Origin of the sequence: Mycobacterium sp. 4858 (genome assembly GCF_900240975.1) — a bacterium.
Lineage (GTDB): Bacteria > Actinomycetota > Actinomycetes > Mycobacteriales > Mycobacteriaceae > Mycobacterium.
This window is the reverse complement of record NZ_LT968775.1, coordinates 477,814-498,877: the sequence shown is the minus strand read 5'-3', so window position 1 is coordinate 498,877 and position 21,064 is coordinate 477,814. Positions and strand designations below refer to the sequence as shown.

General features: G+C 71.7%; 8 protein-coding genes. All 8 read right to left on the bottom strand.

Features of this window, described 5'->3' with window-relative positions; genetic code table 11:
- Positions 1–8: 8 nt before the first annotated feature.
- From C1737_RS02260 to C1737_RS02225, 8 genes are read right to left on the bottom strand one after another with little or no spacing between them, the layout of a single operon-like run.
- Complete coding sequence (locus tag C1737_RS02260; RefSeq protein WP_067918919.1) at positions 9–224, bottom strand: MbtH family protein; 216 nt, start codon at positions 222–224, stop codon at positions 9–11.
- Positions 202–1,497: an NADPH-dependent L-lysine N(6)-monooxygenase MbtG gene (gene mbtG, locus C1737_RS02255; protein ID WP_102417106.1), complete on the bottom strand. Its 1,296-nt coding sequence runs from the start codon at positions 1,495–1,497 to the stop codon at positions 202–204. The genes C1737_RS02260 and mbtG overlap by 23 nt, the downstream gene beginning before the upstream one ends.
- A complete protein-coding gene (locus C1737_RS02250; protein ID WP_102417737.1) occupies positions 1,494–5,903 on the bottom strand; it encodes a non-ribosomal peptide synthetase in 4,410 nt (1,469 codons plus the stop codon). Before C1737_RS02250 ends, mbtG begins: the two co-directional genes overlap by 4 nt.
- Complete coding sequence (locus C1737_RS02245; protein ID WP_102417105.1) at positions 5,900–12,451, bottom strand: non-ribosomal peptide synthetase; 6,552 nt, start codon at positions 12,449–12,451, stop codon at positions 5,900–5,902. Before C1737_RS02245 ends, C1737_RS02250 begins: the two co-directional genes overlap by 4 nt.
- Positions 12,448–15,450: a mycobactin polyketide synthase MbtD gene (gene mbtD / locus C1737_RS02240; protein WP_233214623.1), complete on the bottom strand. Its 3,003-nt coding sequence runs from the start codon at positions 15,448–15,450 to the stop codon at positions 12,448–12,450. The genes C1737_RS02245 and mbtD overlap by 4 nt, the downstream gene beginning before the upstream one ends.
- Complete coding sequence (locus tag C1737_RS02235; protein ID WP_102417735.1) at positions 15,447–16,763, bottom strand: polyketide synthase; 1,317 nt, start codon at positions 16,761–16,763, stop codon at positions 15,447–15,449. Before C1737_RS02235 ends, mbtD begins: the two co-directional genes overlap by 4 nt.
- Positions 16,756–17,520, bottom strand: coding sequence for a thioesterase II family protein (locus tag C1737_RS02230; protein WP_102417104.1), 765 nt, complete (start codon positions 17,518–17,520; stop codon positions 16,756–16,758). Before C1737_RS02230 ends, C1737_RS02235 begins: the two co-directional genes overlap by 8 nt.
- Positions 17,517–21,020 carry a non-ribosomal peptide synthetase gene (locus tag C1737_RS02225; protein WP_102417103.1) on the bottom strand — a complete coding sequence of 1,168 codons (3,504 nt, stop codon included), beginning with the start codon at positions 21,018–21,020 and terminating at the stop codon, positions 17,517–17,519. Before C1737_RS02225 ends, C1737_RS02230 begins: the two co-directional genes overlap by 4 nt.
- Between the last annotated feature and the right edge of the window lie 44 nt (positions 21,021–21,064).

Genomic DNA, 21,064 nt, shown 5'->3' with positions numbered 1-21,064 from the left:
ACCGGGTGTCAGCGTCGCTTGAGCGATTCCTGGAGACTCTTCGGTCGGATGTCGGTCCAATTCTGTTCGATGTACTCCAGGCACTCGGCGCGGCTCGCTTCGCCGTGGACCACCCGCCAGCCGGCCGGTTTGTCGGCGAAGCTGGGCCACAGGCTGTGCTGGTCCTCGTCGTTGACCAGAACGAAGAAGGTGCCGTTTTCGTCATCGAAGGGGTTGATGCTCATCGCGTCTCCTTGTCGTATGCGTGGACGGGCCCACCAAGCCGCCACTGGACCCCAGTATCCGGTCGGACAACAATCCCAAGCAGCTGAGGTTGGGAAATCCCGGCCCCTGCGTCAGTCCGGACAGGTTGGGCAGAAACAGCTTGGGCTTGACGTCGGTGACGGCCAGGTCGTAGCCGATCGCCTCCTGCAGGGTGTCGGCGGTCAGCGGTCCGCCGAGGCCGAGCTCCAGCAGGTCCAGCACGTCCTGCCCGAACAACGACGTGAACCACAGCGCGTCGGCGCCGGAGCCGTCGATGACCAGGTCGAAACCGTGTACCGTCTCGAGGTTTTCGCTGCCGCGGTTGGTGGACAGGGTCAACCGGATCTGCCCGTCCCGGCCCACCGCGTGGGCCACCCTGCCCCGCAGGTGGCGGATGCGGTCGTCGGCCAGCAGGGCCTCCTGCACGTTGGCCGAGAACACCCCGCGGTCGGTTCGGGCCAGCGCGTCACGGCGCTCGGCCAGCGTCAAGGCGCTCCAGTCGGTGGGGTCGGAGAACAGCGAGTTCTCGAAGAAGCTCTCCCCACGGGTGAACAGCGTCACCTGCGGTGAAATGACGGTGATGGTCGAAACCCGGTGCCGGAACAGCTCGTTGAGCATGGATGCGGCCGTCTCGCCCCCGCCGATCACCGCCACCCGCTCGGCGCTGATCCGGTCGTGACCGGCGGCCCGGTCCCAGAACTGGGCGATCGAGAGCATCCGTGGGTTGCCGGGCAGCAACGACTTCTCGGCCTGTCCAGGCCCGGTGATCATCAGGGCGTCCGCGTGCACGGTGGTCTCGTGGGTGTGCAGGGCCCATTGGTCGCCGCTGACGGTCAGCCGTTCCACCTCGCCGTGCACGACGTCGAGGCCGATCTGGTCGGCGACCCAGCCCAGGTATTGACTCCACTTGCGATGAGTCGGGGCCGGCCGGCCCCGGTCGATCCACTCGGCGAACGCCGCCGTCGCGATCAGGTAGGACTGCCAGCTGTAGCGGGTCATCCGCTCGTCGAGTTCGGCGTTGCGGCGGGGGACCAGCGCGGACCGGTACGGAAACCCGACGTCCTTTTCCGGGCTGGTGCCCAGCCGGTGCGCTCCGTCGGTCCAGCCGCCGCTGGCCTGCCAGTTGGCCGCGACACCGATCCGTTCGACCGCGACCACCTCGGGGGCGTCGACGCCCATGTCCCGCAGCACGGACGCCTTGGCCGCCACGGCGACCGCCTTGGCTCCCGCGCCCAGGATCGCAAGTCTGCTCATGTCACCGTCTCCCGCAGCGATTCGAGCCAAAGGCGTTGCAGCTCAGCGACGTCGGCATCGCCGAGAATGCCGGGCAGCGTGCGCCACTGCGCGGCCAGCACGCGCTGACCGTCGAACGTGAGCATGGCGGCCACGATGGTGAGCTCGTGACGCACCGCCAGATCGGGCTCCGGTTGCGGCGACACCCCGGCGAGGAGCTCGCGCTCGAGGGTGAGACCGGTCCCGCCGCCGGAGTGGGCGGCGCCGAGGTAGTTCAGCAGCAGTTGTGGGCCGGGCAGCGGGGCGAGGCGCTCGGCGGTGTCGGGGCGCAGGTAGCGCAGCAGGCCGTAGTCCAGCCCGTCGCCGGGGATGGCCGCCAGCTGCTCCCCCACGCTGCGCGGATCGGCCGACGGCACCCGGATCGGGTAGATGGAACTCAGCAGTCCGACGGTGTCGCCGGTGTCGAGGACGTGCGCGCCCGGCCCGTCGACGAGAGCGTCGGCGCGCCCGTGGGTTTCCAGCGCCAGCAGGGGCGGCGGGGTGGCCTGATGGCGGGAGCGCCGCCACCGCGTCACCATCGCCGCAGTGGCGGCGATCAACAGGTGCGGCAACGGCAGGCCCGACTCCAGCAGCCGGCGGGTGGTGTCGGCGTCTGCGGCCATCATGCGGACCGTCAGGTCGCGGGCCCGGGCGCGACCCGGGGCGACCCGCCGGGCGCCGAGGTCGGGATCCGCACCCTCGGACTGGGCGGCCCAGAACCGCACCGTGTCCAGCCGGTGGGCACGCTCGACGAGCGCGCCGGCCCAGCGCCGGTAGCCGGTATGCTCCCGGACCGGGGCGGGCGGGTGACCGGTGGCCAATGCCGTTAGCGCGGTGTCCAATTCGCCGAGTACCACTCGCCACGACGCCGGGTCCATCGCCAGGACGTGGGCGGTCAGCAGCAGCACGCTCGGCCCGGCCGGGGGACGAATCCACACCGCGGCCAGGAGCGCTCCCCGCTCCGGGTCCAGGCGGTCGACGGACCGCGCGACGTGACCGGGGACGGCAGCCCGCGGGTCGCCTTCGATCGCGACTTCGAGGAGGTCGATCCCGGCGGTCCGCGCCGGGACCAGGGTCATCGCGGCGCGGTCCCGGCGGGCGCGCAGCACCTCGTGACCGCGCACGATGCCCGCCAGCGCGGTGTCCAGATGCTCGCGGGTGACACCGTCGGGCAGCCGGATGGCCTCGGTCTGCGCCAGGCGCCGCGGCTCGCCGTATTCGTAGAGCCAGCGGCCGTTGGGGAGCACGGGCATGGGTTCGGTGCCGCCGTCGACATCGTTTGTCGCGGCGAGGTTTTCGGAGTCGATCGCCTCGGCCAGCTCGCGGATGTTGGCGCACTCGAGGATCAGCCTGGCGCGCAGGGCGATCCCCCGCGCGCGGGCCGCCTGCACCACCGACAGGGCGGCGATGCTGTCCAGGCCCAGCTGCAGGAAGTCCGCGGCCACATCCACCCGGGGATGTCCCAGCAGTCCCGAAAGCACTTCGGCCAGTGCGGCTTCGGTGGGGGTTTCGGGCTCGGCCCGGGCGGAGTCCGGTTCGGTGGTGTCGAGGGCGCTCAGCGCTGCCTCGTCCAGCTTGCCGTTGACCGTGAGCGGGATTTCGTCGACCGTGACGATGCGCTGCGGAATCATGTAGCGCGGCAACCGGGAGCCGAGCATGCCGCGCAGCTCGGCGGGCGACGGCGGGTGCGGTGCCGCGTCGGCGACGACGACGTAGGCGGTCAGGCGCGCGACGCCGCGCCGCCGGCGCACCAGCACGCCCGCATGCCGGACGGCGGGATGCGATTCGAGGACGGCCGCGATCTCGCCGGGCTCGACGCGGTAACCGCGGATCTTCACCTGCGCGTCGGCGCGGCCCACATACTGCAGCGCTCCGCCGGCACCCCGACGCACCAAATCGCCGGTGCGGTACATGCGTTCGCCGGCCGCGAACGGGTCGGCCACGAATCGGCCGCCGGTTTCCGCGGCCCGGCCGAGGTATCCGCGGGCCAGCTGGGCGCCACCAAGGTAGAGCTCACCGGTCGCACCGCATGGCACCGGGCGCAGCGCCGAGTCCAGCACGTAGCCGCGGGTGTGCAGCGTCGGCCGCCCGATCGACGGCTCGCCGTGCTCCGCGATGGCGGCGACCACCGCCTCGACCGTGGTCTCGGTGGGGCCGTAGCAGTTGTAGGCCGTCATGCCCGTGCGCGCGCACTCGGCTCGGATCAGATCCCAGGCCGCCGTGCCGAGCGCTTCGCCGCCCAGCGCCAGCACCTCCAGCGGAACCCTGGTCAGCAAACCGCATGACGTGAGTTGGGCAAACATCGATGGGGTGGTGTCGATCATGTCGATGCCGTGTTGGGCGATCGCCGCGACCAGCGCCTCGGCGTCGGTCTGCGTGTGCTCGTCCACGACGTGCACGGCGTGGCCGTCGAGCAGCGCGACCAACGGCTGCCAGGCGGCGTCGAACGCGAACGACCATGCGTGCGCGATGCGCAGCGGTCGGCCCAGCCGGGCGGCCGCGGGCCGCAACACGTTGTCCAGGTGGTCGTCGGCGTAGGCCGTGACCGCCGCGTGAGTTCCGATGACGCCCTTGGGTTCTCCCGTGGTGCCCGAGGTGAAGACGACGTAGGCCGCCTGGCCGGGCGGCACGTCGGCCGCGCGAAAGTCGGCACCGGGTGATACCCCGGCCGAGAGCCACTGGTCGTCGATCACGAGGGACGCGCCGGATTGGCGCAGCATCGATGCCACCCGTTCGGGGGGCGTCCCCGGCTCCATCGGCACGCACACGCCACCGGCCTTGAGCACCGCGAGGATCGCGACGATGTACTGCGGGCCGCGGAAAAGCCTTATGGCGACCGGGGTTTCGCGCCGCACGCCGCGGTCCGCGAGCCTGGCTGCCAGGCCGTTGGCGAGCGCGTCCAGTTCGCGGTAAGTCAGCGCGCCGCCCGCCCAGCTCACTGCCAGGCTGTCCGGGGTACTGGCGGCGACGTCGGCGAAGCGCGTGTGGATGCCGGCCGGCGCCGGGGCGGGAACGTCCCCGGCTTGCGAGGCGACCTCCTCGTCCTCGAAGAGCACGCTGACCCGGTGCAGCGGACGCTCCCAGTCGCGCAGCAGGCGCTCGGCGGTGGCGAGCACCCGCCGGCCCAGCCCGGCGGCGGGGACGGCGCCCAGCGCGCCGTCGATCGCCTCGACCAGGACCACCAGTTCGTCGCCCGCCATGTGGGCCGCGACGGTGATCGGGAAATGCGACAGGGTTTGCAGCGCCGACGGCCGGAAGGTCGCACCGGCGGCGGTCAATTCGGCGCCGGCGGTCAGGCCGTCCAATGGGAAGTTCTCGTAGACCAGCAGGGTGTCGAACATCTCCCCGACCCCGGCGAGTGCCCGCAGCTGCGCGTGTCCAAGGTAGCCGTGCTCGCGCAGCAGCGCGGCGTCGCGCTGCACGGCCCGGCATTGCTCGCCGACGGTGACGGCCGGGTCGAGTCGCACCCGCATGGGCACGGTGTTGACGAACAGACCGATCATGGTCTCCACGCCGGCCAGTTCGGGCGGCCTGCCCGACACCGTGACCCCGAAAACCACATCCTCGGTGTCGGTCAACCGGGACAACACCAGCGCCCAAGCCATCTGCATCAGGGTGCTGACGGTGATGCCCCGGGAACGGGTCTGCTCGACCATGCGCGCGGCGGCCGCGGCCGGCACCCGCAGTTCGGTGGTGCGGGGCAGCCCGGTCCGCCGGTCCTCCGCCGACCCCAGCGCCGCCGACAGCAGGGTGGGGCCCGCAAGGCCGGCCAGGTGTTCCCGCCAGACCCGTTGGCTCGCTTCCGGATCGCGACTCGCCAGCCAGCCGATGTAATCGCGGTACGGCCGCGGGGTGACGGGCAGCGCCGACAGGTCACCACCGGCCCGGTACAGCATCATCATCTCGTTGACGAACACGGGCAACGACCAACCATCGATCACGATGTGGTGGGCGGTGAGCACCAAACGCCATTGCGCGCCGGGCAGTTCGACCAACAGGAAGCGGATTGCCGGCCCGTGTTCGAGGTCGAACGGCCTGCGACGTTCGGCCGCCTCCAACGCCGGCACATCCTCGAACGCGGCGGCGACGGTGCGCCACGGCAGGTCGACCCGGGACGGCACGATCTGCACCGGGCGCGCGATGCCGCGGCTGAAGAAGCTGGCCCGCAGGTTGGGGTGTCGCTCCAACATCTTTGCCGCGCAATCACGGAGCAGCGCGACATCGAGCGCACCGGAGATGTCTGCGGCCATCCCGATCACGTACGGATCCTCGGCGGTGTCGCCGTCGCCGAATTCGGCGAGCGTGGTCAGCGAATACAGGCCCTCTTGCAGCGGGCTGAGCGCCATCACGTCCTCGATGCCGGGCGCGACGTCCCTGGTGGCCGTCATGGCGTACCGTCGCGCGACGACGACCACAGCTGCGTCACGGCGGCGAGATCCTCGGCCGACAGCCCGGATGCGCTCATCGGCTCGAACCGGGCGTCGGCCGGCTCGGCCTCATTTCCGTTCTCGCCCCATGCGTCGAGAGCGGCCGCCAGCTGCTGCACCGTCGGGTTCTCGAAGATCATCCGCGGACTGACCGCCAGGCCGGCGGCTCGCGCCCGCGAGGCCAGCTGCACCGACAGGATGCTGTCACCGCCCAGCGCGAAGAAGTCGTCGAAGCGACCCACCTCGGGCGTCGACAGCAGCTCGGCGAACACCTTGGCCAGCGCGCGTTCGGTGTCGGTGCGCGACGGTTCCGTCTGTCCGCTGGTGCTGACCGCCGGTCGCGGCAGCCCGGGCCGGTTCAGCTTGCCCGACTCGGTCTTGGGGAGCGCGTCAAGGACGGTCAACGACGACGGCATCATGTAGCCCGGCAGCGCCGCGCCGATCGCGGCGCGGACCTCCGATGCGAACGATGCCTTCTCGGCGTCCTCGACGACCGGCCGTTGTGGCACAACGTATCCGGCGAGCGAGGTGCCCCCACGCAGTTCCCAGGTGCGGGCGGCCGCGGCGGCGACGCCGTCGACCCCCGCCAGCGCCGCCTCGACCTCGCCCAATTCGACCCGGAAACCGCGCACCTGTACCTGATGGTCGGAGCGCCCGACGAACTCCAGCAGACCGTGCTGGGTCCAGCGGGCAAGGTCGCCGCTGCGGTAGAGGCGCGAACCCGGTTCGGTCGCATAGGGATTGGCCACGAACCGGGTGGCGGTGAGCCCGGGCCGCTTCCAGTAGCCCCGGGCCAGTTGATCGCCGGCGTAATACAGCTCACCGACCACCCCGACCGGCACCGGCCGCAGCGCGTCGTCGAGCAGGTAGGCGTCGGCCCCCGGGACCGGCTTGCCCACCAGCGGACGCGGCGGCTCCAGCCGCCCGCGGCACACCGCACCGGACGTCTCGGTGGAGCCGATGTTGTTCAACAGCTCGGGGCCCGCGCCGGAGCACACCGAAACGAGTCGCTGCAGGAGCGCGGTGCCCACCGGTTCTCCGCCACACACCAGGCGGGACAGTGCCCGCACCGCGTCGGGCCGGCTGTCGATCAGGGCGGAGACCAGGCTGGGCACCGCGGTCAGTTGGGCGACCGAATGCCGGATCATCAAGTCACCCAAGGCTTCCGGGTCGCGGTGCTCGGCGTCGTCGGCGAGGATCATGGTGGCCCCCGCCGCGAGACCGGCCAGCATCTCCATGCCGCCCTCGAGGAACGTCATCGACGCCTGCGCCAGCCGGACGTCGTCCGCTTTCGGCGGGTAGTGCCTCAGCTGCCAGTCCAGCCGGGCCGTCATCGATCGATGGGTGCCCACCGCACCCTTCGGCGTGCCCGTCGACCCCGACGTGAAGACCAAATACATCGGGTCGTCCGGGTGCGGCAGCGGCAATTCCCGCCGACCGGCCCCGCCGTTGTGCACCACGTCGCGCACCTGCGGGTCGTCCAGCGAGATCACCGTGATGCCGGCGACTTCGGGCATGTTGGCGGCGGCGTCCGCGGTGGCCAGCACCACCGGCGGCCGCACGTCGTCGAGCATGAACTGCTTGCGCGCCGTCGGGTAGCCCGGATCGATCGGGAAATAGCCGCCGCCGGCCTTCATGATGGCCACCAGCGCCACCACCAGGTCGAGTCCCCGCCGCGTCGAAAGCCCGACCAGCGTCCCGGGCCCGACCCCATGCGCGGCGAGCAGCTCCGCCAGATTGTCCGAACGGCGGTGCAGCGCGGGGTAATCCATCTGCTGATCGCCGCAGCGCACCGCGATCCGGCCGGGTCCCCAGGTTCGGCTCGGCCGCAGCAGTTCGGGAATGGTGCGCGGCCGATCCCGCGGCGCGCGCTCGCCGCGGCTCCAGCCGTCGAGCATCGCCCGCCGCTCGCCGGCGTCGGTCAACTGAACGCCCCGCAAAGTCTGTTCGGGGTGGTTGGCAAACTCGGTGACCACCCGGGTCAGCCAGCCGGCCAGCCGCTCGATGGTGGTCCTGGCATACAGCTCCGTCCGGAAGATCAGGTTGCCGTTGTAGCCGACGCCGCCCGAGCCGTCGGTGCCGAAGAAGTTGACGCTCAGATCGGCGTGCGCCATGTCGAAGACGGGGTCCAGGGAGGTGCACACCGCGTCTTGCCCGCCCTCGACCGGCGCCTGCTCGATCACCCGGGTGGCGGGCAGGTGGTCACGGACGTGCACGACGACCTGGAATAGCGGGTTGCGCGACAGGGAACGGACCGGGCTGACGGCGTCGACCACCCGGTCGAACGGCAGGTCCTGGTGGGCGTAGGCGGCCAGCGCCGTCTCGCGCGCCCGGGTGAGCAGTTCGCGCAGCGTCGGGTTGCCGGTCAGGTCGTTGCGCAGCACCAGGATGTTGACGAAAAAGCCGATCAGTTGGTCCAATTCGGCCTCGGTGCGCCCGGCGACCGGGGTGCCGAGCGGGACGTCCAGGCCACCACCGGCCTTGTGCAGCACCACCGCGACCGCCGTTTGCAGCAGCATGAACTCGGTGATGCCCAACTCGCGGCACAGTGCGGCAAGCTTGCCCCGCGTCGCCGCGTCGATGCGGAACTCGACGGATTCGCCCGCGCCGCTGGGCACCGGCTGGCGGGGGAAGTCGGGCCGCAGCCCGGTGTCCTCCGGCAGCCCGGCCAGCTGCCGCGTCCAATACTCGCGCTGCGCGGCGGCAACGGCGGACTCCTGGCCGCTCGCGTCACCCAGGAACGCCGCCTGCCACGCCGCGTAGTCGGCGTACTGCACCCGTAGCGGCGCCCAGGACGGGACCTCCCCGGCCCGGCGCGCACGATAGGCGGTCATCACGTCGGCGAACAGCACTCCGGCCGACCAGTGGTCGGAGGCGATGTGGTGGATCACCAACGACAGCACATGCTCGGCGGGGTTGTCGGTGCTGTCCAGCACCGCGACCCGGACAGGCAGCTCGCGGTCCAACTCGAAGCAGTGCCGGCGCTCGGCCTCCAGCTCCCGCTGCAGCCACGCGTCGTCGGGCCCGGTTGCTCGGCGCACGGAGACCTCACCCGCGGGCCCGACCACCTGATGGGGCACGCCGTCCACCTCGACGTAGGAGGTGCGCAGGATCTCGTGCCGGGCGACGACGTCGCCGACCGCGGCGATCAGGGCCTCGATGTCCCACGGGCCGGTCAGTTTCGCGGCGAAGGGAATGTTGTTGACCCAGCTGGGACCGTCGACGCGGTAGGCGAACCAGCTGCGCAGCTGAGACGCCGACAGCGGCATGGGCTCATCGTGGGCGGTCGCGATCAGCTTGGGCCGCGACGGCCTGAGCCCGCCGGAACTCAGCTGGTCGAGCCGCTCCGCCAGCAGGCCCACGGTCGGCAGCTCGAACACGTCCCGGATGCCGAGCTCAACCCCACACTCGGAGCGAATCGCGGTGACGAGTTTCGTGGCCACCAGCGAGTGGCCACCCAGGTCGAAGAACGAGTCGTCGGCGCCCACCCGGTCGTGACCCAGCAGCGCGGAAAACAGTGCGGCGACGCGGCGTTCGGTGGCGGTGGTCGGGTCGCGGTATTCGGCGGCCGCCGCGATCTGCGGTTGCGGCAGCGCGGCGCGGTCGATCTTGCCGTGCGCCGTGATCGGGATTTCGTCGAGCGTCACGTAGGCCGCCGGTGTCATGTAGTCGGGCAGCGCGGCGGCCACCCGGGCGCGAATGCGCTCGACCTCAACGGTTTCCGGTCCACCGCCCTGGGCCGGCGTGACGAATCCCACCAGGCTCTTGCCCAGCCGGGGCAGGTCCATGGCCAGCACAACCGCTTGTCCCACACTGGGGTCCACGGAGATGGCGGCGGCGACCTCACCCAGCTCGATGCGAAAGCCGCGGATCTTCACCTGCTCGTCGGCACGGCCGACGAACTCGATGTCCCCGTCGGCGTTGCGGCGAGCCAGGTCGCCCGAGCGGTACAACCGGCGGCCCGGGGTGAACGGGTCGGCGACGAAACGTTCGGCCGTCAGTCCCGGCCTGCCGTGGTATCCGTGCGCGACATGTGTTCCGCCGATGTAGATCTCGCCTATCACGCCCGCGGGAACGGGCCGCAGCGCGTTGTCGAGCAGGTGCACCTGCGTGTTGATCTTGGGACGGCCGATGGGCACCACCCGGGTGCCCTGTGCCCCTTCCACCGGGTAACTGGTGCAGTTGACCACGGTCTCGGTCGGCCCGTAGAAGTTGTACAGCAGCGCATCGAAGGTGGCGTGGAACTTGTCGGCGATCTCGCCCGGCAAGGCCTCCCCGCCGATCGGTACGCGCCGCAGGGTGCGCCACTGGCCGACGCCGGGCAGCGACAGGAACAGTCCGAGCAGCGACGGCACGAAGTGCATCGAGGTGATGCCCTCGCGGCTGAGCAGTTCGGTGAGGTAGCCGATGTCGCGCAGCCCGTCGGGCCGCGGAATCACCAGGCGGGCACCCATGATCAACGTGCCGAAGATCTCGCCCATGGAGACGTCGAAGCTGGGCGACGCGACCTGCAACAGCCGGTCGGTTTCGTCGACGCGATACTCGTCGCCGAACCAGACGAAGTACTCGGCGATGGGCGCATGGGGCACCGGCACGCCCTTGGGCAGCCCGGTCGATCCCGACGTGTAGATCAGGTACGCGGTGTTCTGCGGGCTCAGCGGCCGGACCAACTCGGCGGGCGCGGAGGCGGGGTATCGCGACAGGCCGGTAACGGGCTCGCGCAGCACCAGTTCGGCGCCGGCGTCGGCGAGGATGAAGGTCAGCCGATCTTCGGGGTAGGTGGGATCCACCGGCAGATAGACCGCGCCCGCCTTGAGCACGCCCAGCGCCGTGATGACCAATTCGGGTGACTTGCCCAGCAACACCGCGACGCGGTCCTCGGTGCCGATGCCCCGCTCGATCAGCCAGTGCGCCAGGCGGTTCGACTCTTCGTCGATCTCGCGGTAGGTGTACTGGCGTCCCTCGTAGACGACGGCGACGGCCTCGGGCGACAGCCCGGCCCGGCGGGTGACCAGCTCGGGCAGTGTGGCGGCCGGGGTTTCGAAGTCCTCGCCGGTCGAGGCCCTGCGCAACCATTCGGCGTCATCGGCGTCCATCAGCGCGCACGCCGACAGCGCGGCGTCGGGATTGCGCAACGCGTCGTCCAGCAACACGGCATAGTGCCGCAGCAACTGATCGACCAGCCGCTGATCCAGCACCTCGACCAGGTATTCGGCTTCGACAAGCCCGCCGCTCGGGCCATTCGCAGCGCGGTCCAGCTCGACCATGAAACTCAAGGGCAGCTGGTTGAAATGGCCGCGCAGCTCCCCCCGCTCGCATCGCACCCCGGGCGGGCAGAAGCCGGCGCCCTCGGGCTCGCGCTGCCCGAAGCTCACCCGGGTCATCCGGTCGGCGCCGTGCCGGCGATCGGGATTGGACTCGCGCACCAGCCATTCCAAGTCGGCGCGCGAGTGCGCGAAGGCGCCCACCGCGCTGTCCCGGGTCTGGGCCAGCAGCTGGCGGAACGTCTGGTGTGGCTCCGGCCGCAGGCGGAGTACCACGGTATTGCCGTAGTAGCCGATGGCGGACTCGGTCCCGACGTCACGGTTGAGCACGGGGGCGGCGACGAGGAAGTCCGTCGACTGGGTGTAGCGGTGCACCAGCGCGGCGAACGCCGCCATCAGCACCATGTAGGGGGTGGCACCGGTTTCCCGCGCCAGCGCGGCCGCCCGATCGACGGTGGCCCGCGGCAACCGCGCGGTAGCGCGCTGTGCGCGCCACGTGCTGGGCACCACCGAGCCGTTGGGGCCCGGAAGTTCGAGCGGCTCGGGCAGATTCGCCATCAGGGGCCGCCAGTACTGGGTGTCCGCCGCGGGGTCCGCGGCGTCGTCCGGGGGTGGCGCCGCTGACGCGGGTTGGTCGTCGAATGCGTCCGGGTCGGTGTAGGCGCGGGTCAGGTCGGCGAAGAACGGTGTCCACGAGGCGTCGTCCCAGGCGACGTGATGGGCGGTGATCAACAGCATCAGCTCGTCGGCGGACAGGCGGGCCACGGTGACCCGCAGCGGCGAATCCTCGGCCAGGTCGAAGGGCCGGCGAAAGTCCCGCTGCGCCAGCACGTCCAACCTCAGCCGACGGGCCTGATCGGACAGCCCCGACAGGTCGTGGTCGGCCCACTCGGGCCGCAGCTCCTCCCGGAGGACCGGATACGGGTCGCCATCCGCGCCCACGGCGTATGTCGTGTGCAGCACCGGGTGCCGCGCGGCCACGGCGTCGACCGCGCGCCGCAAGCGGCCGGGGTCGACCGGGCCGGTGATGCGGTAGGAGACGCAGACGTTGAGCAGCGCGCTGTCCGGGTCCACCGACTGCACGAACCACATCCGGTGCTGGCCGGCGGACATGCGCGGCCGCTGACGGCTTGCCGCGGGTGTCTCGACGGCCGGCCTGCCCAGGCCGCGTTCGGCGATCTTGCGGCGCAATATCTCCAGGCGCTCGTCGTCGAGACGGGCCCTGGTCCCGGTGGTGTCCGTCACGCTGGGAGTCCAACCTTTCTGCCTTCGGGAGCGTCGAGTGTCACTCCGTCTCGCGAGCCGCCGGCTGAGCCGGCGCTCAACGCGTCGACCAATTCGTTGAGGGTGATCCCGCCGAGCATGCGGGCGACGGGTACGGAGCTTCCGACCGTCCGGCGCAGCCGCTTGCGCAAGTCGAGTGCGAGCAGCGAGTCGACACCGAGGTCGATGAGCGGTGCGGTCGGGTCGATCGTGGCCGGGTCAGCCAGCTGCAGCGTCGCGGCGAGTTCGGTGCGCACCGCCGCGGCGAGGGGTTTGGCCGCGGACTCGTCCGCTGCCGCGACCGGCGTCGTGAACGGCGTTGGCATGCCCTGACTTTCGAAGAACACCCCGAGCCGGTCGAGGTCCGCGTCGAAGATCAGCGGATCGCCGTCGTAGCTGCGCAGGCTCGCCTCGATCGCCCGGTCGGGAGCCATCGCGATCAGGCCGGAGCGTTCGGTGCGGGCGATCTCCTCGGCCGTCACGACACCGGCGGTCTGCCACAGGCCCCACCGGATCGCCATGGCGTCGCGGCCCTTGCGGCGCAGCGCGGCGACCAGCACGTCGAGCATCCGGTTCGAGGCGGCGTACGCGGCGTGGCCGTGGCCGCCCCATACCCCGAACACCGACGAGCAGGCCAGGATTCGGCAGTCCGGCCGCAGCGGCCACACCTCGGCCAGCACCGCCAGGCCGCGAACCTTGGCGGCACACACCGCCGCCACGTCGGCGCCTCTCAGCTCGGAACTAGGGCGGGCCTCAGCGATGCCGGCGGTATGGATCAGCAATGACGCGCCCGGGCCGGCGTGTCGGGCCGCGACGGCCGCGAGGGCGGCCGGATCGGTGATGTCGCCGCGGGGGGCGTGTACCTCGGCGCGGTGGTTTTGGGTGAGCCGGCGCAGCGCGCCCCCGCCGATGCCGTTGCGGCTCAACAACGTGACCGTCCGCGCCCCGCGCTCGATGCAGTACCGCGCATACTGCAGGCCGATGGCTCCGCTGCCGCCGGTGATCACCACGTGGTCCAGCGCGTCGGCACTCAGCGGCCGTTCGGTTGCCGAGTCGGAACAGTGCCGAAAGGTTCGGACGTAGGGTCGCGGCGATTCGCCGCCGCGCAGCGCCACCTCGGCCGCCTCGCCGAGCAGGGCGTCGACGACGGCGCGCGCGGTTGCGGCGTTGACGTCCCGATCCGGCAGGTCGAGATGTGTGAAGGTCTGCTCGGGGAATTCGAACCCGGCGCTGCGATGCATCGCGGCCAGCGCCGCCTGCGCCGGGACGGCGTCGGAGTCATCCGGATCGACGGTCTCGGCGCCCGCGGTGAGCAACCAGACGGTCCGGCAGCGCGGGCCGATCAGGGCGGCGTAGTCGGGTAGACCCGCGTCCGGCCGGCCACCGATCTGCTCGACCGCGGCGGCGGGGTCCGGCTCGTCCAGCTCCGGCGCGATGACCGCGAGGACCTCGGCGTCGTTCGGCGGCACCACCCGGCAACCACCCTGCGCCCCAAGGGCATCGATGAGGCGGCGCGTCAGGGCGCCTGCCGTCGGCGCGGCGGCGAAGACGCCGACGTCGGCGCCCGGCGCGGCCGACGGGGCCGCGTGCCGCCAGTCCTCGACGACGACATTGAGCGCCGGGGCGGGCGGCGCGGTCTCGATCGGCGGTTCGGGCGCCGCCCACAGGTGGACGGCCCGCATGGGCGCGTTCGGGAACCCGCGCAGCGGTGGCCGGACGCCACCGGGGATGGCGTGGGCCCATTGGCAGCCGGGGTCGGCGGTCGCCACGGCCGCGATGTTCGCCGCCAGCGTGTCGACGATGTCGCCGTCACGATGACCGGACCCCACGGCCACCGCCGTCTCGCCGATCAGGTCGGCGAGCGGATACAGCAGCGAGGGGTGCGCGGACAGCTCGACGAACGTGTTGGCCCCGAGCCGTTGGGCCGCCGCCACCGCTTGGTCGAACCGGACCGTGCTGCAGAGGTTTTCATACCAGTATTGGGAGAAGTCCGCGCCACTGCCGACCGGGGCGCCAAAGGTCGAACCGATGAACCGCACCGGACCGTCCCGGAATGCCGAGCGGGGCACCCGCTCGGCCAGCGCGGCGCGCAACTGACGCAGCACGCTGGTGTGCCCCGGGTAATCCACCGCCAGTTGATGGGTGAACACGCCCCGCTGCCGCGCCAGCCGCACCGCGGCCGCCACGGCGTCGCGGTCTCCGGACACCACGGTCGACGCCGGGCCGTTGACCGCCGAGACTTCCAGCCAGCCTGCCGTTTCTCCGATCAGGGACTCGGCCTCGTCGACGCCGGCACCGAGCACCGCCATGGCATAGCGCCCCGCCAATTGGTCGACGATGGTGGCGCGGGCGCCGACCAGGCTGACCGCGTCGGGCAACGAGATCGCGCCGGCCACGTACGCCGCCGCCACCTCACCGAGGCTGTGACCAACCGCGAGGGCCGGCAGCACGCCGTGGAATTGCCACTGGTGGGCCAGGCTGACCGCGTGGGTGAACTGCGCCCCCTGAATTTCGGTGCGCGACCAGTTCCCGTCGCGCTCCCCGATCAGGTAGGGCAGCGGTGAGGGCAGCCCGGCGGCGCGGAAGGCCCGGGCGCACCGGTCGGCCTCGGCCCGGTACGCCGGAAGCCGTTGGTAGGCATCGGCACCCATCGACTGCCATTGATTGCCCTGACCGGGGAACACGAAGGCGATGCAGGGGGCGGCACCGAGGGAGGATCGGGTGACCAGCGGATGCTCCTCGCCGCGGGCCAGCGCGGACAGGCCGGAGAGCAGCTCGCCGCGGCCGGAGGCCCACACCACCGCGCGGTGCCGGCGCACCCGCCGCAGGCGCAGCAGCGTCGAAGCTACCGCCGCGGTGTCCGCGTCATCGCGGCCCAGATAATCCACGATGGCCCGGGCGTCCTGACCGATCAGCCCTTCGTCGTGCGCCGAGAGCAGCACCGGCGCGCGGCCGTCGGGCAACGGGGCGGTCAGCATCATGCGACCTCGGGGAGGGAGACGATCACGTGCGCGTTGGTGCCGGCGATGCCGAATGCCGACGCCGCCGCGACCCGTTGGCCGCCGATCGCGGGCCACGGCGTCAGCGTCGTCGCGAGGCGCAATCCCTGGCGGTCCCAGTCGATTTCCGGGCTGGCTTCCGACGCGTGCAGCGTCGGCGGGACGGCGCCGTGGGCCGCGGACACCACCACTTTGGCCAGGCCGAGGGCCCCGCTGGCGGCCAGCGCGTGGCCGACGTTGGATTTCACCGAACCGAGCAGGGCGCCGCCGCCGGGCGCCGTGTCGCCGTAGGTGTGTGCCAGCGACCGCAACTCGGTGCGGTCACCGAGGCGGGTGCCCGTGCCGTGGCCCTCGACCATCCCGACGTCTCCGGGCCCGATCCCGGCCTGCGCCATGGCGCGCCGGAACAGGCGGACCTGGGCGTCCCCGCTGGGGGCGCTCAGTCCGGCGCTGCGACCGTCCTGGTTGACGGCGGTGGCGCGCACCTCGGCGACGACCGGGCGACCGGCGCGCAGCGCGGCCGATTTGCGTTGCAGCACAAACATCGCCGCCCCTTCGGCCCACACCGTCCCGCTGGCCTGTGCGCTGTACGGCCGGCAGTGGCCGTCGTCGGAGAGGGCGTGCTGTTTGGAGAACTCGACGAAGAACCCGGGCGAGCCCAGCACGTTGACCCCACCCGCCAGCGCCAGATCGCAGTCACCGTTCTGGATCGAACGCACGGCGAGGTGGAACGCCGCCAGCGCGGACGCGCACGAGGAGTCCACCGTCAGCGCCGGGCCGGCCAGCCCCAGCGTGTACGCGACCCGGCCGCTGATCACGCTCAGGGCCGTCCCGGCCAGCAGGTGGCCGCTGTGCCGGGAGAAGCTGGACATCTGCGGGCCGTATCCGGTGGCCGAGGCGCCGACGAAGCACCCCACATCGTGCCCGGCCAGGTCGTCGGGGTTGATGCCGCTGTTTTCCAGCGCGCGCCAGGACACCCGGAGCACGACGCGTTGCTGGGGGTCCATGGCGACGGCCTCCCGCGGGGAGATGCCGAAGAACTCGGGGTCGAACATCGTTGCACCGGAGAGGAATCCACCGCGATCGTGGATCTCCTTGAAACCGCCGCGCCGCGAACCGGCGAGCAGCTCGCGCACCCGCCAGCCCCGATCGGCGGGGAACGGCCCCAGCGCCTCACGCCCGTGTGACAACAGTTCCCAATACTTGTCGGCGCTGTCGATGCCGCCCGGCGCTTCGAGCGCCATGCCGACGATCGCCACCGGATCGGACGCCCCGTCGAACCCGTTGTCACCCATCGGCATTCACCCGCTGCGCAACCGCATCGAGGTGGTCGTTGAGATAGAAGTGCCCGCCGTCGTAGAGGAACATCTCGAAGGCGCCCGCGGTGTGGTCCTGCCACAGCCGCAAGGCGACCGGATCGACGCGGTGGTCGTCGCGCGCCCCCAGTACCGAGATGTCGGCACCGATGCGGACGCCGGGGGCGCACCGGTAGCGGTTGACCGCTTGGTAGTCGGCCCGCACCGCGGTGGTCAGCAGCTCGGCGAACTCCTCGTCGGCGAGCAGCTCGGGGTCGGTGCCGCCGAGATCGGCGATGTCGGCTAGCAATCCGTCGTCGGTGGTGGGGAGTTCGGGCATGGCGGCAACCGCGGACGGCGCCGGCCCGGCCGAGACCCACAGGCGCTGCACCGCCGTGTCGCGGGATTCGGCGACCCTGGCGAACTCGAAAGCGACGACCGCACCCATGCTGTGGCCGAACAACCGCAGCGGCGCGACCCGGCTCCACGGTCCGCCGTCGAACAGGTCCTGGGCGAGGTCGTGCACGGTGTCGGGGGCCGGATGGTCCAGCCGGTCCGCGCGCTGCGGGTACTGGACGATGTACGTGTCGCCGCCCGCGGCCAGCTCGGACGCCAGCGCCCGGTAGCCCGCCGCGGCCGCGCCGGCGTGCGGAAACACGACGGTCGCGCCGGGCCGCCGGCCCCCATTCCTGCCCGGCACCCGCTTGATCCAGGATGCGAAATCGGTGGGCATGCTCACCACGTGGTTGAAGGTCATTGCGGCGTACCGGATTTCCCGCCGTGGTGGGCAGCCGACAGCACCGCTTCGGCGTCCATCTGGATGACCTCGAGATACAGCTCGGCCACCTGATCGAGCCGCTCGCCACCGCGCTCACGAGCGGCAAGCAGATCGGCGAGCGCCGCGACTGTCCGGGTGGCGAACACGTCCGCGACCATCACATTCGGGGTGTCGAGCCACGTGCGGATGCGGCCCACGGCCTGGGTGGCCAGCACCGAATCGCCACCGAGGGCGAAGAAGTCGTCGTCACGACCGACCCGCTCGGCGCCGAGCAGCTCGCCGAGGAGCGCGGCGAGCGCGGATTCCAGGGGCGTCGACGGGGCCCGGTAGCCGGGCTGCCCGGACAGCGAAACCGCCACTCCCAGGTCGCGTGCGACGGCGCGACGATCGATCTTGCCGGCGTCGGTGAACGGGATGCGCTCGACCAGCGCGACGTGGCGCGGAACCATGTGCGCGGGAACGAATTCGCCCATCAGCTCCCGAATCCGCTCGGCGGTCAGCTCGGCGCTTTCCCTGCGGACGGCGGCGGCGAGCACCTCGGACCCACCGGATCCGGGCAGCACCGCGGCGACCGCTATCGCGACGCCCGGCAGCCGGCGCAGCGCGGCCTCGATCTCGCCGAGTTCGACGCGGTACCCGGCGATCTTGACCCGGTGGTCGGCCCGGCCGACGAACTCCAGCGTGCCGTCGGGCCAGTAGCGGGCGAGGTCGCCGGTGCGGTACCAGGTCCGGCCGGCGTGCTCGACGAAGCGCTCGGCGGTCAGCTCCGGACGTCCGCGATAGCCCCGGGCGATGCCGCGACCGGACACCCAGAGTTCGCCCGCGACCCAGTCGGGGCAGTCGTCGCCCGCGTCGTCGACGACGCGGCAGGCGTTGTTCGCCAGCGGGACGCCATAAGGCAGGGCGGCCCAGTCCGTCGGCAGTTCGTCGGGATCATCGACCTCGAAAATGGTGTTGTGCACCGGGGTTTCGGTCGCTCCGCCCAGGCCGGCGAAGCGGAGGTTCGGCGCCTCGGCTTTCAGGCGGCGCGCCACCTCGGGGCGCACCCAGTCCCCGCCGGTGGGAATCACCCGCACCGAGGAGAGCCTTCCGCGGCCGACCTCGAGCAGCATCTCCAGCCAGCCCGGCATGAAGTGCAAGACGGTCACCCGGTGGGCGTCGATGAGCCGGGCCCAGGCGTCGGGGTCGCGGCGCTGGGCCTCGTCGACCATGACGATCGACCCGCCGGTCCGCAAGGTGACGAAGACGTCCATCACCGAGATGTCACCTTCGAGCGTGGAGAGGGCCAGGCAGCGGTCCGCGGGGCCGATGTCGAAGTGGCGGGCGATGAACTCCACGGTGTTCATCGCGGCGTCGTGGGTCACCTCGACACCTTTGGGCTCGCCGGTCGAGCCGGAGGTGAACAACACGTAGGCGAGCTCGGCGGGATCGACTCTCGCCGGGCGCATCTCGGCGGAGGCGGTTGCGCCGCGCAGCACGCCGGCGAGGATCAACTCGGGCACGGGCAGTTCCAGCCGCTGCCCGCCGCACACCAGGGCCAGGCGCACGCCGCCGGTCCGCAGGATGCGTTCCGCGCGATCGCGCGGCTGGTCGACGCCGATCGGCAGGTAAGCCGCGCCGATGCTCAGGATGCCCAGCAGCGCGGGCACCTGCTCCGCGGTTTTCGGGCCCACCACCGCGACCGTGTCGCCGGCGCCGACGCCGGCCGCGTGCAGCGCGGCGGCCACCGCCAGCGCCCGGTCGCGCAGCTGGCCGTAGCTGAGGTCACCGGAGTCGGCGAACACCGCGGGTGCGTCGGGCCCCCGCTCGGCTTGCCGAAAGAACCCGTCGTGCAACGCTTCTCCGCTGGGGCGGGCGGTGCGGCCGTTGACGGCCTCCCGCACCACGCGCTGCGCGGCCGGCAGCGGCGCCGGCCCGGGTGTGTCCCAGTCGTCGTCGGCGCGGGCCAGCCTGAGCAGTTCGTCGATGTGGTAGGCGAACATGGCGTCGATGACACCGGGGGCGAAGATGCCCTCGCGGACATCCCAATTCACCAGCACGCCGCCGTCGAACTCGGTGACCTGAGCGTCGAGCAGCACCTGCGGACCCTGGGAGATGAGCCACGCGGGCGTGCCGAATTGCGCCGTGACCTCGCGGCTGAACAGCGCGCCGAGTCCCAGGGCGCTGGTGAACACCACCGGTGCCAGCACCTGGGTGCCGCGGTGCCGGCTGAGGTCCCGCAGCACCGACAGCCCGGGATAGGCGCAGTGTGCGGCGGCGGTCCGCATCGCGTCCTGCACCGCCTCCGCCCGCGCCGCCGGCGTGCGGGTTCCGGTGAGGTCGATATCGAGCAGCAGCGAGGAGGTGAAGTCGCCGACCAGCGAGTCGACGTCGGGATGCAGGGGCTGGCGGCCGAACAGCGGCACGTTCAGCAGGAAGCGTGAGGTGGTCGACCAGCGCGCGAGCGCGTTGGCGAACGACGCGGCCAGCGTCATGGCCGGGGTGATCCCGCGGGCCTGCGCGCGCGAGAACAGGGCGTCGCGGGTGTCAGGGTCCAGCCAGTGCCAGAGCCGGGTGCTCCTGCGCGAGCTGCGGTCGCCGGTGGTGGGGAGCGCCGGCGGGTCCGGTAGACCCGGGATGCGCCGTGCCCACCACTCGCGGGCGGCATCGCGTGCCGGCTGGGGCCGCGCCCCGTCCGCCTCAATCGCCTGCCGGTATTGCCGGTAGGTGTAGTCCAGCGCGGGCAGTTCGTGCCCGAGGTAGAGGGCGGCCAGGTCGGTCATCAGGGTGCGATAGCTCATCGCATCGGCGGCCTGCATGTCCAGGTCGACGTGCAGGCGCGAACGCTCGCCGGGCAGCCGCGTCAGTGCGAGCTCGAACACGGCGTCGTCGAGCTGCTGGTGCGATTTGGTGTCGCGGATGGCGGCCAGCCGCTGATCGATGTGGTCGCGGTCCAGGTGGCGGAGGTCTTCGACGGCGACCGGGAAGTCGTCGCCGGCCGCGGTTTCGGCGATGCGCTGGGTGCCGTCGGGCAGGAACCGCACCCGCAGCATCGGATGGCGCCGGGCCAGGGCCGTGGCGGCCGCGCGCAGCCGCTCGGGATCGATGGGACCGCCGTCGAATTCGACGTAAAGGTGTCCCGCCACACCGCCCAGCTGCTGACCGTCCTGGCGGCCGACCCACATCGCGTGCTGCATCGGCGCCAGGGGGAAGGGATCGCCGGCCGCACCCGCCGGCGTTTCGGCGGGCGGCGGATCGGCGGACGCGTCCCGGCCGGTGAGCAGGTCGGCCCAGGCCTCGAGCGTCGGGGCGGCGGCCAGCGCGGCGAAGTCGACCGCGATGCCCCGACGTCGCCAGCGGCCCGCCAACGTCATGATCCGGATCGAGTCCAGGCCCTGACCGATGAGGTTGGCGTCCGGCTGCAGACCGTCGGCATCGACGCCGAGCAGTTCGGCAACCTCCGCCCGGACGTCTTCCGAGCGCACCGAGGCACGCACCACGAACCCTCCCTGAATTAGCACAGGCTGCCCTAAGTTGTGGTTAC

Excerpts from the sequence above, each read along its gene's own strand:
- C1737_RS02250 (WP_102417737.1), bottom strand. The coding sequence starts at position 5,903 with ATGACGGCCACCAGGGACGTCGCGCCCGGCATCGAGGACGTGATGGCG.
- mbtD (WP_233214623.1), bottom strand. The coding sequence starts at position 15,450 with ATGATGCTGACCGCCCCGTTGCCCGACGGCCGCGCGCCGGTGCTGCTC.
- C1737_RS02230 (WP_102417104.1), bottom strand. The coding sequence starts at position 17,520 with ATGACCTTCAACCACGTGGTGAGCATGCCCACCGATTTCGCATCCTGG.
- C1737_RS02260 (WP_067918919.1), bottom strand. The coding sequence starts at position 224 with ATGAGCATCAACCCCTTCGATGACGAAAACGGCACCTTCTTCGTTCTG.
- mbtG (WP_102417106.1), bottom strand. The coding sequence starts at position 1,497 with ATGAGCAGACTTGCGATCCTGGGCGCGGGAGCCAAGGCGGTCGCCGTG.
- C1737_RS02235 (WP_102417735.1), bottom strand. The coding sequence starts at position 16,763 with ATGGGTGACAACGGGTTCGACGGGGCGTCCGATCCGGTGGCGATCGTC.